Source organism: Streptomyces sp. SID12488 (genome assembly GCF_010548275.1).
In the GTDB taxonomy this organism is placed as follows: domain Bacteria; phylum Actinomycetota; class Actinomycetes; order Streptomycetales; family Streptomycetaceae; genus Streptomyces.
In genome coordinates this window covers 38,631-52,619 of the sequence record NZ_JAAGLT010000006.1, presented here as the reverse complement: position 1 = coordinate 52,619, position 13,989 = coordinate 38,631, and the positions used below count along the sequence as shown (strand labels likewise).

Annotated in this window: 14 protein-coding genes; 10 read left to right on the top strand and 4 right to left on the bottom strand. The window is 69.3% G+C overall.

Annotated elements, in window-relative coordinates:
• Positions 1–2: 2 nt before the first annotated feature.
• From G3I56_RS11900 to G3I56_RS11880, 5 genes are read left to right on the top strand one after another with little or no spacing between them, the layout of a single operon-like run.
• Positions 3–893: an enoyl-CoA hydratase-related protein gene (locus G3I56_RS11900; RefSeq protein ID WP_203689724.1), complete on the top strand. Its 891-nt coding sequence runs from the start codon at positions 3–5 to the stop codon at positions 891–893.
• A gap of 21 nt (positions 894–914) precedes the next feature.
• Positions 915–1,370 (top strand): MaoC family dehydratase N-terminal domain-containing protein, encoded by a 456-nt coding sequence (locus G3I56_RS11895; protein WP_164408894.1) that lies wholly within the window; start codon positions 915–917, stop codon positions 1,368–1,370.
• Positions 1,367–1,789, top strand: coding sequence for a MaoC/PaaZ C-terminal domain-containing protein (locus tag G3I56_RS11890; RefSeq protein ID WP_164408893.1), 423 nt, complete (start codon positions 1,367–1,369; stop codon positions 1,787–1,789). The genes G3I56_RS11895 and G3I56_RS11890 overlap by 4 nt, the downstream gene beginning before the upstream one ends.
• Positions 1,790–1,793: 4 nt before the next feature.
• The gene (locus G3I56_RS11885) at positions 1,794–3,257 is read left to right on the top strand and encodes a class I adenylate-forming enzyme family protein (protein ID WP_164408892.1); all 1,464 of its coding nucleotides are present in this window, start codon (positions 1,794–1,796) and stop codon (positions 3,255–3,257) included.
• Entirely contained in the window at positions 3,250–4,356 is a 1,107-nt protein-coding gene (locus G3I56_RS11880; RefSeq protein WP_164408891.1) for a serine hydrolase domain-containing protein, read from the top strand. Before G3I56_RS11885 ends, G3I56_RS11880 begins: the two co-directional genes overlap by 8 nt.
• 30 nt (positions 4,357–4,386) lie before the next feature.
• Here the strand turns inward: G3I56_RS11880 and G3I56_RS11875 are convergent, their stop codons facing one another.
• Positions 4,387–5,568, bottom strand: coding sequence for an amidohydrolase family protein (locus G3I56_RS11875; protein ID WP_164408890.1), 1,182 nt, complete (start codon positions 5,566–5,568; stop codon positions 4,387–4,389).
• Positions 5,569–5,672: 104 nt separating this feature from the next.
• Positions 5,673–6,476 carry an FCD domain-containing protein gene (locus G3I56_RS11870; protein WP_164408889.1) on the bottom strand — a complete coding sequence of 268 codons (804 nt, stop codon included), beginning with the start codon at positions 6,474–6,476 and terminating at the stop codon, positions 5,673–5,675.
• 189 nt (positions 6,477–6,665) lie between these two features.
• Here G3I56_RS11870 and G3I56_RS11865 point away from each other — a divergent pair, with 189 nt between their 5' ends.
• Both G3I56_RS11865 and G3I56_RS11860 read left to right on the top strand, forming a co-directional pair.
• Positions 6,666–7,493 carry an enoyl-CoA hydratase-related protein gene (locus G3I56_RS11865; protein WP_164408888.1) on the top strand — a complete coding sequence of 276 codons (828 nt, stop codon included), beginning with the start codon at positions 6,666–6,668 and terminating at the stop codon, positions 7,491–7,493.
• Complete coding sequence (locus tag G3I56_RS11860) at positions 7,490–8,071, top strand: DUF2889 domain-containing protein (protein ID WP_164408887.1); 582 nt, start codon at positions 7,490–7,492, stop codon at positions 8,069–8,071. Before G3I56_RS11865 ends, G3I56_RS11860 begins: the two co-directional genes overlap by 4 nt.
• A 328-nt stretch (positions 8,072–8,399) precedes the next feature.
• Here G3I56_RS11860 and G3I56_RS11855 read toward each other — a convergent pair whose 3' ends face one another.
• Positions 8,400–9,152 carry a DeoR/GlpR family DNA-binding transcription regulator gene (locus G3I56_RS11855; RefSeq protein WP_164408886.1) on the bottom strand — a complete coding sequence of 251 codons (753 nt, stop codon included), beginning with the start codon at positions 9,150–9,152 and terminating at the stop codon, positions 8,400–8,402.
• Between the two features lie 360 nt (positions 9,153–9,512).
• Here G3I56_RS11855 and G3I56_RS11850 point away from each other — a divergent pair, with 360 nt between their 5' ends.
• From G3I56_RS11850 to G3I56_RS11840, 3 genes are read left to right on the top strand one after another with little or no spacing between them, the layout of a single operon-like run.
• The gene (locus G3I56_RS11850; protein WP_164408885.1) at positions 9,513–10,790 is read left to right on the top strand and encodes an extracellular solute-binding protein; all 1,278 of its coding nucleotides are present in this window, start codon (positions 9,513–9,515) and stop codon (positions 10,788–10,790) included.
• Position 10,791: 1 nt separating this feature from the next.
• Complete coding sequence (locus G3I56_RS11845; protein WP_203689723.1) at positions 10,792–11,850, top strand: sugar ABC transporter permease; 1,059 nt, start codon at positions 10,792–10,794, stop codon at positions 11,848–11,850.
• A gap of 5 nt (positions 11,851–11,855) precedes the next feature.
• Positions 11,856–12,680 carry a carbohydrate ABC transporter permease gene (locus G3I56_RS11840; protein WP_164409149.1) on the top strand — a complete coding sequence of 275 codons (825 nt, stop codon included), beginning with the start codon at positions 11,856–11,858 and terminating at the stop codon, positions 12,678–12,680.
• A 37-nt stretch (positions 12,681–12,717) separates the two neighbouring features.
• Here the strand turns inward: G3I56_RS11840 and G3I56_RS45005 are convergent, their stop codons facing one another.
• Positions 12,718–13,935 (bottom strand): acyl-CoA dehydrogenase family protein, encoded by a 1,218-nt coding sequence (locus tag G3I56_RS45005; RefSeq protein WP_164408884.1) that lies wholly within the window; start codon positions 13,933–13,935, stop codon positions 12,718–12,720.
• Positions 13,936–13,989: the final 54 nt, after the last annotated feature.

Genomic DNA, 13,989 nt, shown 5'->3' with positions numbered 1-13,989 from the left:
TGATGCCCGAGGAGCCCGTGGTCCCTCCGCAGGACCTGGATCCGGACCCGGACCCGGACCTGGATCTGGATCTGGTGCTGTACGAGGTCGACGAGGACGGTGTCGCCACCGTCACCCTGAACCGGCCCGAGCGCAAGAACGCCTGGAGCCTCCCCATGGAGCGTCGCTTCTTCGCGCTCCTCGACGAGGCCGCGCACGATCCGGCCGTCCGTGTCGTGATCGTCACGGCTGCGGGCCGGGCCTTCTGCCCCGGAATGGACGTCCAGCGCCTGGAGCAGAACGCCCAGCCCGGCCAGTCCCTCAACCTCCAGGCCCGCGTGCCCATGTACAGCAGGCGCGACATGCCCAAGCCGATGATCGCCGCCGTGAACGGCGCCTGCGCGGGCATCGGCCTGGTCCAGGCGCTCATCTGCGACATCCGATTCGCCGCCCGCGGGGCCCGCTTCACCACCGCCTTCACCCGCCGCGGCCTGGCCGGCGAGTACAACCTCCCGTACGTGCTGCCGCGCGTCATCGGCCTGGAGAACGCGCTCGACCTGCTGCTGTCCGGCCGTGTCTTCGACGCCGACGAGGCGAAGGACCTCGGCCTGGTCAGCCGCGTCGTCGAACCGGAGGACCTGCTCGACACCGCCCGCGCCTACGCCCGGGACATCGCCCGCAACTGTTCCCCGCGCGCCATGGCCGTCGTACGCCACCAGGTGTACGGCGATCTCGACCGCACCTTCACCGACGCCCTCGCCCGCTCCTACTCCGCCATGGAGTTCTTCGCGGGCTCCCCGGACTTCCGTGAGGGCGTGGCGAGCTTCGTGGAGAAGCGGGAGCCGAAGTTCGAGGGACTCCCGCCGGACTTCGACCCGGACGAGGCCACCCGCGACGCGTTCCTGCCGTACTGACCGACCGAGGAGCACACGAACATGACAGGGCAGCCGTTCCCCGTAGAGGCCGGGCACATCATGATGTTCGCCCGCGCCATCGGCGACGAGAACTCCGCCTACCAGGGTGAGACCGCGCTCGCACCGCCCACCTTCACCATGGCGAGCGCCCATTACGACCCCGACTACCACCTGCGGCCCAAGCCCGGTGAGGAGTGGTTCGGGTCCGGCGCGGGCCCCGGCGAGATGGCCGAGGGCGCCGGCGGGCTGCACGCCGAGCAGCACTTCGAGTACCACCGCCCGGTCCGCGCCGGCGAGACCCTCTACGCGCACAGCGTCCTCGGCCGCAGCTGGGAGAAGCAGGGCCGCAGCGGCCGTCTGCTCTTCAGCGAGCGCATCACCGAGTACCGGGACGCGGACGGCGAACCGGTCGTCAGCGCCAAGACCGTCGCGGTCGTACCCGAGGGTCCCGCCACCCGCAAGGAGGACGCCCGATGAGCCTGAGCACGGACGACATCAAGATGGGCGAGACCCGCGAGAGCTTCCTCGTCGACGACCTCAAGCGCACCCGGATCGTCCAGTACGCGGGCGCGTCCGGGGACTTCAACCCGCTGCACACCGACGAGCGGTTCGCCGTCGACGCCGCCGGATATCCCGGAGTCTTCGCCCACGGGATGCTGACGATGGGCATGACCGGCCGGGTCCTGACCGACTGGGTCGGGACCGAATCCCTGCTCCGCTTCGGCGTGCGCTTCAAGGCCCAGGTCTGGCCCGGCGACACCCTCACCACCACGGCCACCGTCGAGTCGATCGAGGAGACACCGGGCGGCCCGGTCGCACACTTCTCGCTGCGCACCCTCAACCAGGACGGCGCCGAGGTGGTCACCGGCACCGCAGCGGCCCGCCTGGAGCCCTGAGCGGATGGCCGCCACGCAGGAACGGGCGCAGGCGGCCACCTGGACCGCCATGGTGAGCCGCGCCTACGACCATGCCCGCCCCGCCGTCCGGTTCGGCGACCTGACCTGGACCGGACGTGAACTCCTCGACCGGGCGGCCGGTGCCGCCGACTGGCTGGACACGCTCGGCCTCGAACCAGGCACACCGGTTCCCGCGTTGGCCGCCACCTCCGCCGACGCGCTCGCGCTGGTGATCGGCGGTGCCGGGTCCGCGCATCCGCTCGCGCCGCTAGGCGTCCGGATGACCGCGCACGAGATCGCGGCGGTGGTACGGGCCACGAGCTCCGAAGTCCTGTTGGCGCAGCCGGAGTTCGCCGACCTCGGCAGGCAGGTCGCCGCACTGTCCGGCCGACGGGTGGCCATCGTCCCCGAACCGCACAACAGCACACGGGAGTTGACCGCCGCACCCGATCAACTCGCGGCGGTCCTCCACACCTCCGGGACCACCGGCCTGCCCAAACCCGTCTCCATGACCCAACAACGCCTGGCCGCCCGGGCGCGCGTCAACGGGCGGCTGTGCGCGCTCGACCCCGACAGCTTCTACGGCGGCAGCGCGCCCTTCCACCACATCGCCGGCCTCGGCAACATCGCTGTCGCCCTGGCTGCGGGCGCGCTGGTCACCGGACTGCCCCGCTTCACCGTGGACGGCTGGACCCTGCTGCGGGACCTCGGCACCACGCACACCAGCATGGTCCCGGCGATGCTGGAGACCCTGCTGGCCGCCGGACAGGCCCGTCACGAAACCCTGCGCACCCTCCAGTACGGCGGCGCACCCGTCCGCCCCGGCACCCTGCGCCGGACGTACGAGGCGATGCCCGGCGTCCGCATGCTCAACATGTTCGGCCAGACCGAGGGCTCGCCGATCAGTGTGCTCACCCCCGAGGACCACCGGGAGGCGGTCGCGGGACGCGCCGAGCTGCTGCGGTCGGTGGGGCGCCCCGCCCCCGGGGTCGAGGTCAGGGTCCACGGTGCGGGCCCGGACGGCATCGGTGAGATCCAGGCCCGCGCCGACCATTTCTTCAGGATCGACGCCGAAGGCTGGCTGCACAGCGGCGACCTGGGGCGGGAGGCGGAGGACGGCTATCTCTACCTCCTCGGCCGGCACAGCGACATGATCATCCGGGGTGGCGAGAACGTCCACCCGCTGGAGGTCGAGACGCTCCTCGCAGCCCACCCCGGCGTGGCGGACGTGGCGGTGACCGGTGTTCCGGACGAGCGGCTCGGCCAGACCGTCGTCGCCTTCGTCGTGCCGGCCGACCCCGCCGCTCCACCCCGGCCGGAGGCGCTCCGGCACTACACCCGCGCCCGGCTGTCCGGGTTCAAGGTCCCCGTCCGCTGGTGGTTCGTGGACGGCCTGCCGCGCAACGCGAACGGCAAGGTCCTACGCCGCCGGCTTCGGGAACCGTACGAAGGAGGAACAAGTGCCTGACCACGTCGACGAAGTGGACCCGCGGCGACTCGACGTCCTCCTGCGCCGGATCCGCCGGGAGGTCGAACACGGCCCCCTGCCGTCCGCGCAGGTCGCCGTCGCGAGGGGCGGCCGGCTGCTGGCTTTCGAGACCTACGGTGACGCCGGGCCCGACACCCGGTACGTACTGCAGTCCGTCGGACGGTCGATCGTCGCGGGCGTGGTGTGGAAGCTGATCGGTGAGGGGCTCCTGGACATCGGCGAGCAAGTCGCCGCGATCATCCCGGAGTTCGCGCCGAACGGGAAGGAAGCGGTGACGGTCGAACAGGTGCTCACCCACACCGCCGGGTTCCCCTTCGCGCCCCTCGGCCACCCCAAGATGCTGGACCGCGAGCAGCGACTCGCCGCGTTCGGCCGCTGGCGGCTGGACTACCCGCCGGGCAGCCGCTTCCAGTACCACCTCACCTCGGCCGCCTGGCTGATCGCCGAGATCGTCGAGCGCCGCACGGGCCTGGCCTTCGCCGACTATCTGCACGAGAAGGTCGCGGGGCCGCTGGGACTGTCCTCGATCGAACTCGGGGTGCCGGTGGACCGTCAGGCGGGCAGCGTCGCCCCGATGCTCGCCACCGACCGCACCAGCGACGGGCAGGAACCCGACCCGTGGGGGCCTTGGTACCTGTCGGACCCAGAGGTCCTGGCGGCCGGCGAGCCCAGCCACGCCCTGGTCGCCACCGCCGCCGACGTCGCGCTCTACTTCCAGGCGCTGGAGCACTCGGGCCTGTGGAAGCCGGGCGCGGTGGCGGAGGGCACCCGGATCCGGTTCACGGACCAGCCGTACGGCGAGCAGATCTACGGCGGTGGCGGCGAACGCCGTACCAGCATGGGGCTGTTCGTCACCGTGGCCGGCCCCGACGCGGGCAGCAACCTGCCGTCCACCGGTTCACCCGCGCTCTTCGGCAGCGCCGGAGCCGCCTACCAACTGGGTTTCATGGACCCGGAGTCGGGCCTGTCCTTCGCCTGCCTGAGCAACGGTTACCCGCTCGCCGGCTACGACCACTCCGTGCGCGGGACGGCCCTGCTCACCGACATCGCGAACCTGGCGGCGGGCCTGGTCCACTGACCGGGCCCGCCGCCAGGCGGGGTGCGACGCTCAGCGGCTGATCAACTGCTGAGCGTTGTTGAACATGATGTCGTCCTGGACGGACTCGTCGAGCTCCGAGATGAGCTTGCGGAAGTCGGCCGGGTTGGCCAGGCCCTCCGCGTGCGGGAAGTCGGAGCCCATGACGATGGACTCGTGGTGGCCGAGGCGCTTGACGAGGGCCACGGTGTCGTCCTCGGGGTAGGGCACCACGCGGACGTGCTTGCGGAAGACCTGGCTGGGACGCTCGTCCAACTGCCCGCCGATCCAGGGGCCGTTGCGGCCCATGCCCCGGCTCTTGTCCATGTGGCGCACGAAGTGCGGCACCCACTCGGCGCCGAACTCGGACACCAGGACGTTGATGTCGGGGAAGCGGCCGAAGAGGTTGTCGAAGATCAGCGCGGACAGCGTCTCCTCGACAGGCCGCTGGCCGTAGGTGTTCTGCCACTGCCAGGCCGACATCCGGAAGTGGATGGGGTTGGGGTCGAAGCCCCAGGACGGCGCCACCTGCGAGTTGTAGTAGAACTCGCTGATGTGGTAACAGACGCTCGCCTTGGCCTCGTTGACCAGTTTCCAGAACGGGTCGAAGTAGGGGTCGCCCGGTGAGCGGCCGTACACGGGTCCCGTGGGCAGCAGGATGAAGCGGGCGCCCTGCTCCAGGACGTACTCCAACTCCTTGACCGCGCTGGGCAGATCGCGCAGCGAGAGCAGTGCGGGGGCGTAGATGCGGCCCTGGTGGTCGAAGCCCCACACCTCGTTCATGTAGCGGTTGAACGAGTGGTAGTTGGCGTAGAGCGGCTCGACGCCCTTCACGTACTCCTCGGCGACCAGTGCCCAGCCGCCCGGATACATGATCGTCTGGTCCAGGCCCTGCTCGTCCATGACCCGCAGCCGGGCGTCACGGTTCTGGTACGACTCGTGCATCGGCTCGAACTGGTAGGTCTCGTCCGGATTGCCCGAGGCCATCGCCTTGAGCATCTCCTTCAGCGAGCCGGGACGGTAGACCTGCCCGAACTCCGGTTCCAGGCATACGACGATGCGGTCCCCGGCGAGGATCACCTCGCGCCCGTCCGGCAGCGTCACCGGCGCGACTGCCGTGCCGAGAAACTCCTTCGGGAGGTAGCGGGTGAAGGAGTCCCGCTCCTCGTACATGTGCTGGTCGCAGTCGAAGATGCGCTTGCGCTGTTCGGCCATGGCCGTCGCCTCCGGACCCCAGGATCTATTCAGTACGCCTCCTATAATTATCTAACTGTTTCCAGGAGGCAAGGGGTAGCCAGGAATGATGACGGGACCGCTGGTCAGTCGATGAGTTCGAGGACCGTCTTGGGTCCGGCGGCGTTGACGACGTCGTCGGCGCCGGCGATGTGCCGCTGCCAGAGCTTCTCGGCCTCGTCCGCCTTGCCGGACTCGATCAGGCCGACGAGGCGCACGTGCGCCCGGTGTCCCTTGACGGCCTGGGCCTTCTGGGCCTTGGCGTCGGTGGCGCCCACGGTGTACGCGGCGTTGGCCCGGTCGATGATGTTGCGGAGCATGCTGCACAGCAGGATCAGGGTCTGGTTGCCGGTGAGCTCGATCAGGAGCGCGTGGAAGGCGTCCTGTGCGTCGACCAGGGCGAGCGGGTCGTCCAGTGCGGCCTTCTCGGCCGCCACGGCGTCACGCAGTCGAGTGATGTCGTCCGCCGTGTGCTTGGTGGCGAGCTGACGGGCGCAGGGCGGCTCGATGAGGGCCGCCGCGCCGTAGACGTCGCCCAGGGTGGCGCCGCGGTACTCGAGGATCAGGCCGGCGTAGCGGGCCGCGACGTCGGAGTCCGGCGCGCTCACCCGGGCTCCGCCGTGGGCGCCGCGGCGCACCGTGATGAGGGACTCCGACTCCAGTACGCGGAACGCCTCGCGCAGGGTGGGCCGCGAGATGCCGAACTGCTCCATCAGGCCCGACTCCGGCGGCAGCGCGTCACCGGGGTTGATCTCGCCCCGTACGATCTGGCGGCGCAGGTGCGCGGCGACCAGTTCGGCGGTCTTCGGGACTCGCACCTGGCGTCCGACGCGGTGGCGGGACTGGGCGGGCGCGGTCGCCGCTTCTGCTGCACGGGCTGCCTCGGCCACGATGAGCACTCCTTCTCCGGGATATAGCCAAATGAATCGTCTTAGTGTATCGAGGGTACCAGGTCAAGGGTTGGATGATCTTCCCTTCGAGGCGGCCGATCTGGTGCCCCAGGCGTCCTTGGTATATAGATGATTCATCTATCTATAAAGCTTGGCTGTGAGGCCAACAGGCCTGTGGGAGCGACCTCGATGACCGAGAATCCGACCCCGGTGATCCTCACCGAGCTCACCGACGACGGAGTCATGCTGCTCACTCTGAACCGGCCCGAGCGGCACAACGCCTGGACGCTGGAGATGGAGCTGCTCTACAACGAGCTGTTCGACCGGGCGGAGAAGGACCCACGGGTCCGGGCCGTGGTGCTCACCGGCGCTGGACGCGGCTTCTGCCCGGGGATGGACATGAGCGTGCTGGACGGGGCGTCGTCCGGAGCCCGTCCGTGGCCGACGGACCAGCTGCCTCCGCGTACGCGTCCCATGTTCTTCCCGAAGCCCGTCGTGGCGGCCGTCAACGGGGCGTGCGCGGGCATCGGGTTCAACCAGGCGCTGATGTGCGATGTCCGGTTCGCCGTGCCGGGCGCCAAGTTCGCCGCCGCCTTCAGCGCGCGCGGCCTGGTGGCCGAGGACGGCGTGTCCTGGCTCCTGCCCCGGCTGGTCGGCTACGGCAACGCCGCCGATCTGCTGCTCTCGTCGCGCCGGATCACCGGGACGGAGGCCCTGTCGATGGGCCTGGTCAACCGCCTGGTCGAGCCGGAGGACCTGCTGCCCGCGGCCCTCGCGTACGCGACCGAACTGGCTCGCTCGGCCAGCCCGTACGCGATCTCCCTCATCAAGCGGCAGCTCGCCGACGACCAGGCGAGAACCTTCACCGACAGCCGCGACCACGCTGCCGCCCTCCTGGCCACGGCAAAGCGCGCCCCGGACTACCGCGAGGGCGTACTCAGCTTCATCGAGCGCCGACAGCCCGCGTTCGCCGGGCTGGGCGAGGCCCTGCCGAAGCTGGAGGAGTCCTCGTCATGACCCGCACCGAACTCCCGCTGCACCGCCGCACCGTCACCGTCAACGCCTACGCGGAGGAAGGCGGCGACGAGATCTCGGTCGAGGCGGAGCTGTGCGACGAGCGGCCGTGGGCGAAGCCGTCGGTCGCCGTGGTGCACCGGATGGTGCTGGCGGTGCGCGTGCGCCTCCCGGACATGGTGATCGTGGCCGCCGACGCGGACATGCGGAGCTTTCCGCACGCCGAGTGCCCGCTCATCACGCCGGTCTTCGACGGTCTCGTCGGGCTCTGCGTGGCCGCCGGGTACAACCGGGCGATCCAGGAACGGTTCCGGGGCATCTCCGGGTGCACCCACCTGTACGAACTGGCACGCGTGCTCGGCCCCGCGGTCGTCCAGGCGTCTCTCTCCGCCTACGTACGACGCAGGGACGGTGGTGACCCCACCGTCGGCCCGAGCCCCACCGCGGGCGTGCTGAACAGCTGCCACATCTGGGCACCGGACGGGGTGGGCCTGCGCAAACTCGACGCGGGCTGGCGCCCGGGAACAGGGCCGCGTCCGGTCCCGCCGCTGGAGGTCCTCGAACGTCAGCGGCCAAGGTAGGCGAGGTCGGGGAAGCGCTGCTGGGGGTGTCCAGCAGGCACTTGGCGGCGGCGTACGAGTCGATCAGCGGGCGGATGGCCAAAGCCCTGAAGGCGTGCGCGCGATCGCGATCGCTGGCGGTGGCGGCCGGCGGCCGACGGGCAAGGATGCCCGGCCGCCTGGTCCGCCGGGAACTCGTGGATGTCGGCAGCCGGGAGGCGTGCGGGTCGTACGGGGTCACGTCGGTGACGCGCCGGACGTCCGGCCGCCGCGCCCTTCGCCGTGGCCGCCCAGCAGCGCGCGGTAGGCCGGCCGGACCCGGAAGCGCCCGCCGTCCAGGACCGTGAGCTCACACTTCGACCACCTCGACTCCCGCTTCACGCAGTCGATCGCAGGTCTTCTCGTCCCCCGGGGCGTTGGTCACCACGATGTCGAGTTCCTCCGGGCCGCACACCCGGGCCATTCCGGTGCCGGGGAACTTGCCCGCGTCCGCGACCAGGACGACCTGGGCGCTGGCCGCGATCATCGCCCGCTTGACGGGCACCTCGACGGCGGTGGTGTCCAGCACCTGACCGTCGGGGCGGATTCCGCTGGTGCCGAGGAACAGCCGGTCGGCGTGGACCTGACGCAGATTGTCCTCGGTGAGGAATCCGACCAGCGAACGGTAGTCGCGCCGCACCACGCCGCCCAGCAGGATCAACTGCACGTCCTTGTCGTCCTGGAGCTCCTCGTAGACGGCCAGGTTGCTGGTGATCACGGTCAGGGACCGGCCGTGCAGATGGCGGGCCACCCGATGGGCGGTGGTGCCAATGTCGAGCAGCACGGCCTCGCCGTCCCTGACGAGGTTTGCGCACCAGGCGGCCAGGGCGTCCTTCGCCTCGACCCGTTCGCCGGCCACGTCGGCGAACGGGTCGTCCTCGCCCACGACGGGGGCGGCACCTCCGTAGACCCTCTTGAGCAGTCCCTCGTCCTCGAGTTGCGCGAGGTCGCGCCTGGTCGTGGCCTCACTCGCCCCGACCTTCCCGGCCAGGGCGACCACCGACGTGGGCCCGTCCGTGCGCAGGACGCGCAGGATCAGCTGATGTCTTCGGTCAGGGAGCATGCGGCAGACCATACTCGCGAACTCTCCAAACTCAAGCAAAGTCGCGCATGAATGTCTCGATACTCGCTTGACCCTTGTCAAACTCGCGCACCGGGTGCACTCTCTTGCGTAATTCAGAGCCCAGGTCCGGACCCCACTCCGGTCGGCCGAAGCGGATGAACGGCATATTCCGCCGTCACGGACGCGTCGGCACCGTCTGAGAGGACCGGGTCGCACGACCCCGGGTGGCTGAAGGGTTCCCACCTACGCCGATGCTCTTCAGCCACCCGGCCTCCTGCCGCGCCCCTCCGCGGCCCACTCCTCACAGGTCCTGCCGGACATGTCGAACTCGCCGAACCCACCGAAATCCAGGAGAAGAACGTGGACCTTTCCCGCAGACGGTTCCTTCAGGCCGCCGTACTGACGGCCGCCGCTGCCGGAGCCACCGCAGCGTGCGGCGGCGGCTCCGGATCGAGCGGCAGCAAGGACAGCAAGGACCTGGCCCTCTGGTACTGGTCGGGCGGCCTGAGCGACAAGGTCGTCGCGGATGCCAAGACCCACTTCTCGGACATCACCCTCAAGACCTCCGAGGTCGGCGGCGACTTCAAGACCAAGCTGCTGACCGGTCTGCGGGCCGCCCAGTCCGCCCCGGACATCACAGGCATCAAGGGCGAGGACATCGCCTCCTTCCTGCCCAACGCGGACCGCTTCATCGACCTGAAGACCGTCGGCGCGGACAAACTGGTCCCGCAGTACCTGTCGTGGAAGCTGAAGCAGGCCACCACGCAGGACGGCAAGCTCATCGGCTTCCCGATCGACATCGGCCCGTGCGCCACGTTCTACCGCGAGGACCTCTTCGCGCAGGCGGGCCTGCCCACCGACCCGGCCAAGGTCTCCGCCGAACTGTCCACCTGGGACGACTACTTCAAGGCCGGCGTCGAACTGCACAAGGCGATACCGAAGACTTTTCTGATCAACAACATCGGCTCGGTGTTCTCGATGATCATCGGGCAGGGCACCCAGCGGTTCATCGACGAGGACAACAAGTTCATCGGAGACCAGGACCACATCCGCACCGCCTGGACCACCGCCGTGAAGCCCTACACCCTCGGCATCGACGCCAAGATCAACGACAACACCTGGAACGCCGCGATCAGCAACGGAGCCCTGGGCACCGAGATCGGGGCCGCCTGGCACGCGCTGGACATCAGCAACGCGGCCCCGGGCACCAAGGGCAACTGGCGGGTGGCGAGCCTGCCGGGAGGGCCGTCCAACCTCGGCGGGTCCTTCCTGGCGATCCCCGCGACCAGCGGCAACCCCGAAGAGGCCTTCAAAATCATCAGCTGGATCCTCAGCCCGGAGAACCAGGCCCGCGGCTTCACCGATGCCGCCCTGTTCCCGACCGCCCCGGCCGCGTACAAACTGCCCGCGCTGACCGGCGGGGACGCCTTCTTCGGCGGCCAGAAGACCATCGAGATCTTCGGTCCGGCGGCCGAGAGGATCCCCACGGCCTACGAGGCACCGGCCGACTCGGCGGTCTCCGCGCCCTTCTTCAGCGAGCTGACCAGCATCGAGGCCAAGGGCAAGGACCCCGACGAGGCCTGGAAGGACGCGGTGAGCCAGGCCAAGCAGATCGCCGAGCGTCAGGGAGTGAAGTGACATGTCGTCAACCCCGGTAGCCGGCCCGGCGCCCACCGGACCGGCCTCCGGATCCGATACCGGCCGCGTCGGCCGACCGGCTCCGGACCGCCTGCGCGGCGGTCCGGGCCGGCCCGGCCGCCGGATCCGGCCGGTGTCGGCCGGGACCAGGCCCGGGTCGCGACGGCGGGTCGCCAGGCACTGGCCGCAGTACCTGGCCATCTCGCCGTACTACCTGATCTTCTCGGTCTTCATGCTCTTCCCGGTGCTCTACACCGTGTTCCTCGCGTTCCAGAAGTGGGACGGTATCGGGGACATGCAGTTCGTCGGGTTCCAGCAGTTCCGCTTCCTGTGGGACGACCCGATCTTCTGGCTGTCCGTGCGCAACACCCTCGTCATCTGGGTGCTGTCGACCGTGCCCATGCTCTGCCTCGCGCTGGTGCTCGCGGTGCTGGTGAACTCCACCAAGCGCTTCACGGCTTTCTACCGGGTCGCCCTGTTCATCCCGAGCATCACGTCGCTGGTGGCCATCGCGATCTTCTTCGGCGCGATCTTCAGCAACAACTTCGGTCTGATCAACGCCATCCTCACATCGCTGCACGTGTCGGCCGTGCCCTGGTTGAGCAACGAGTGGACGATCAAGCTGGTGATCGCCGCGCTGATGACCTGGCAGTGGACCGGCTACAACGCGATCATCTATCTCGCCGGCCTCCAGGCGATCCCCTCGGAGGTCTACGAGGCGGCTCGGATGGACGGGGCCGGCCCGGCCCGGATCTTCTTCTCCATCACGATCCCGCTGCTGCGGCCCATCATCCTGTTCACCGTGGTGGTCTCCACCGTCACCGGTCTGCAGAGCTTCACCGAACCCCAGGTGCTGTTCGGCAGCGAGGCGGCCACCAACCCCAACTCCGGCGGCCCGGGCCAGGCCGGTCTGACCACGCTGCTGTACTTCTACCACCAGGCCTTCGACAACAACGACTTCGGCTACGGCGCCGCCATCGTCTGGGCCTTCTTCCTGGTGATCCTGCTCATCGTCCTCGTCAACTGGCGTCTGGTGCAGCGTAAGGAGCGACGGCCGTGAACGGCATGAACCGCAAGCGCGTCCGTGGGCTGAGCGTCCATGTGATCCTGATGCTCGGCGTGGTCATCTCGGTGTTCCCGTTCTACTGGATCGTCGTCATGGCGACGAACACCTCGCAGGACATCTACAGCTACCCGCCGAAGCTGTGGTTCGGCGGCAACCTGCTGACCAACATCCAGCACCTGTTCGACAAGATGGACTTCTTCGGGTCACTGTTCAACACGGTGATCGTCGCGGTCGGCACGACGGTACTGGTGCTGTTCTTCGACTCGCTGGCTGCCTTCGCCTTCGCCAAGTACGACTTCCCCGGCAAGAAGTTCTTCTTCGGCGTGCTGCTGTCGATGTACCTTCTGCCGACCCAGCTGGCGATCATCCCGCAGTACGAGATCATGGTGCAGCTCGGCTGGCTGGGCACCCTCAAGGCGCTCATCGTGCCGGCCGCCGCGAACGCCTTCGGCATCTTCTGGATGCGCCAGTACACCACCACCAGCGTCCCCGACGAACTGCTGGACGCCGCCCGTATCGAGGGCGCCGGCTTCTTCCGGCTGTACTGGCACGTGGTGCTGCCGTGCGTCCGCCCGGCCCTGGCGTTCCTCGGCATCTACACCTTCATCGCCGCCTGGAACGACTACATCCTGCCGTTGGTGATGCTGGTCAACCCGGACCGCCTCACCCTCCAGGTGGCGCTGGCCCAGCTGTACGCCGGTCACTCCACCGACTACAGCATGGTGATGTCCGGGGTGCTGCTGTCGGTCATCCCGCTGGTGCTGGTGTTCACCTTCTTCGCCCGCGGGTTCATCGCCGACGCCACCAAGGGGGCCCTGCGCTGACGGCGGCAAGGCGTGTCCGGCGGCCGACGGCCGGTGATCAGGGTCGCGGCTCGCGCGGCAGCCCCAGCACCTTCTCCGCGAGAATGTTCCGCTGCACCTGCGAGGTCCCCGCGTAGATCGTGCCCGAGCGGGCGATCAGATACGTCGTCGACCAGGACGCCGAGGAGTTCGCGGCGCCCGGGTCGTCGGCGCGGTAGGTGCGCAGAGGCGGCCGGCCCACCGGTACCTGGCCGTGCAGGCCCATGATGTCCATCGCCAGGTCGGTGACCTTGGTGTGGTACTCGCTCCAGTACAACTTGGCGATCGACGACTCGGGGCCCGGCTCGGCGCCCTTGAGCCAGCCGGTGAGGATCCGGTAGCCGAGATAGCGCATGATCTCGACCTTGGACCAGCACCAGGCGATCCGCTGGCGGATCACCGGGTCGGTGTCCTTGCCGTACAGGCGGGCCAGCTCGACGAGACGTTCCACCTCCGCCTTGAAGAGGACAGGATTCGTCGCCGCCTCCTCCCCGCGCTCGACCCCCAGCAGGCTCTGGGCGACGGTCCAGCCGTTGTCGACGCTGCCGACGACGAGATCGGCGCGGGTCCGGGCGCCGCTGAGGAACACCTCGTTGAAGTGCAGCTGCCCGCTCATCATGCGGAACGGCCGCACCTCGACGCCCGGCTGGTCGAGCGGGACGAGGAGGAAGGAGATACCGCGGTGCCTGGACGCGTCCCGGTCGGTGCGGGCCAGGACGAAGATCCAGTCGCTGTGGTGGGCACCGGACGTCCACACCTTCTGGCCGTCGATCACCCACTCGTCGCCCTCCCGTACGGCGCGGGTCGTGAGCGACGCCAGGTCCGAGCCGGCGTCCGGCTCCGAGTACCCCTGGCACCAGGTGTCCTCGCCGCTGAGGATGCGGGGGAGGAAGTGGGCCTTCTGCTCCTCCGTGCCCCAGCGCAGCAGCGTGTTCGCCAGCATCTTCACGCCGAAGGTGTCCTGCGGCAGCCCGAACGGCACACCGGCCAGGGCGAGTTCCTCCATCAGGACGACCTGGTGGAGCTTGGACAGGCCGCGTCCGCCGTACTGCTCGGGCCAGGTGAGGGAGAGATACCCGCGCTCGGCGAGCAGTCGGCGCCAGTCCCGGGCGAAGGCCCAGGCTGGTTCCTCGGCCAGGGCGCCGATGCCCTGCCAGTCCGGCGGCAGCGTCTCGGCGAGGAACTCCCTGACCTCGGTACGGAACGCCTCGGCCTCCGGGGGATAGCTGATGTCCACCTGGCGTCACTCCTCGTCCGGCCCCGCTCGCACAGCTCATCGCTGTATTGATTG

Bases quoted from the DNA above. Each gene is read 5' to 3' on its own strand.
- G3I56_RS11900 (WP_203689724.1), top strand. From the start codon at position 3: ATGCCCGAGGAGCCCGTGGTCCCTCCGCAGGACCTGGATCCGGACCCG.
- G3I56_RS11895 (WP_164408894.1), top strand. From the start codon at position 915: ATGACAGGGCAGCCGTTCCCCGTAGAGGCCGGGCACATCATGATGTTC.
- G3I56_RS11890 (WP_164408893.1), top strand. From the start codon at position 1,367: ATGAGCCTGAGCACGGACGACATCAAGATGGGCGAGACCCGCGAGAGC.
- G3I56_RS11885 (WP_164408892.1), top strand. From the start codon at position 1,794: ATGGCCGCCACGCAGGAACGGGCGCAGGCGGCCACCTGGACCGCCATG.
- G3I56_RS11875 (WP_164408890.1), bottom strand. From the start codon at position 5,568: ATGGCCGAACAGCGCAAGCGCATCTTCGACTGCGACCAGCACATGTAC.
- G3I56_RS11865 (WP_164408888.1), top strand. From the start codon at position 6,666: ATGACCGAGAATCCGACCCCGGTGATCCTCACCGAGCTCACCGACGAC.
- G3I56_RS11860 (WP_164408887.1), top strand. From the start codon at position 7,490: ATGACCCGCACCGAACTCCCGCTGCACCGCCGCACCGTCACCGTCAAC.
- G3I56_RS11855 (WP_164408886.1), bottom strand. From the start codon at position 9,152: ATGCTCCCTGACCGAAGACATCAGCTGATCCTGCGCGTCCTGCGCACG.
- G3I56_RS11845 (WP_203689723.1), top strand. From the start codon at position 10,792: ATGTCGTCAACCCCGGTAGCCGGCCCGGCGCCCACCGGACCGGCCTCC.
- G3I56_RS11840 (WP_164409149.1), top strand. From the start codon at position 11,856: ATGAACCGCAAGCGCGTCCGTGGGCTGAGCGTCCATGTGATCCTGATG.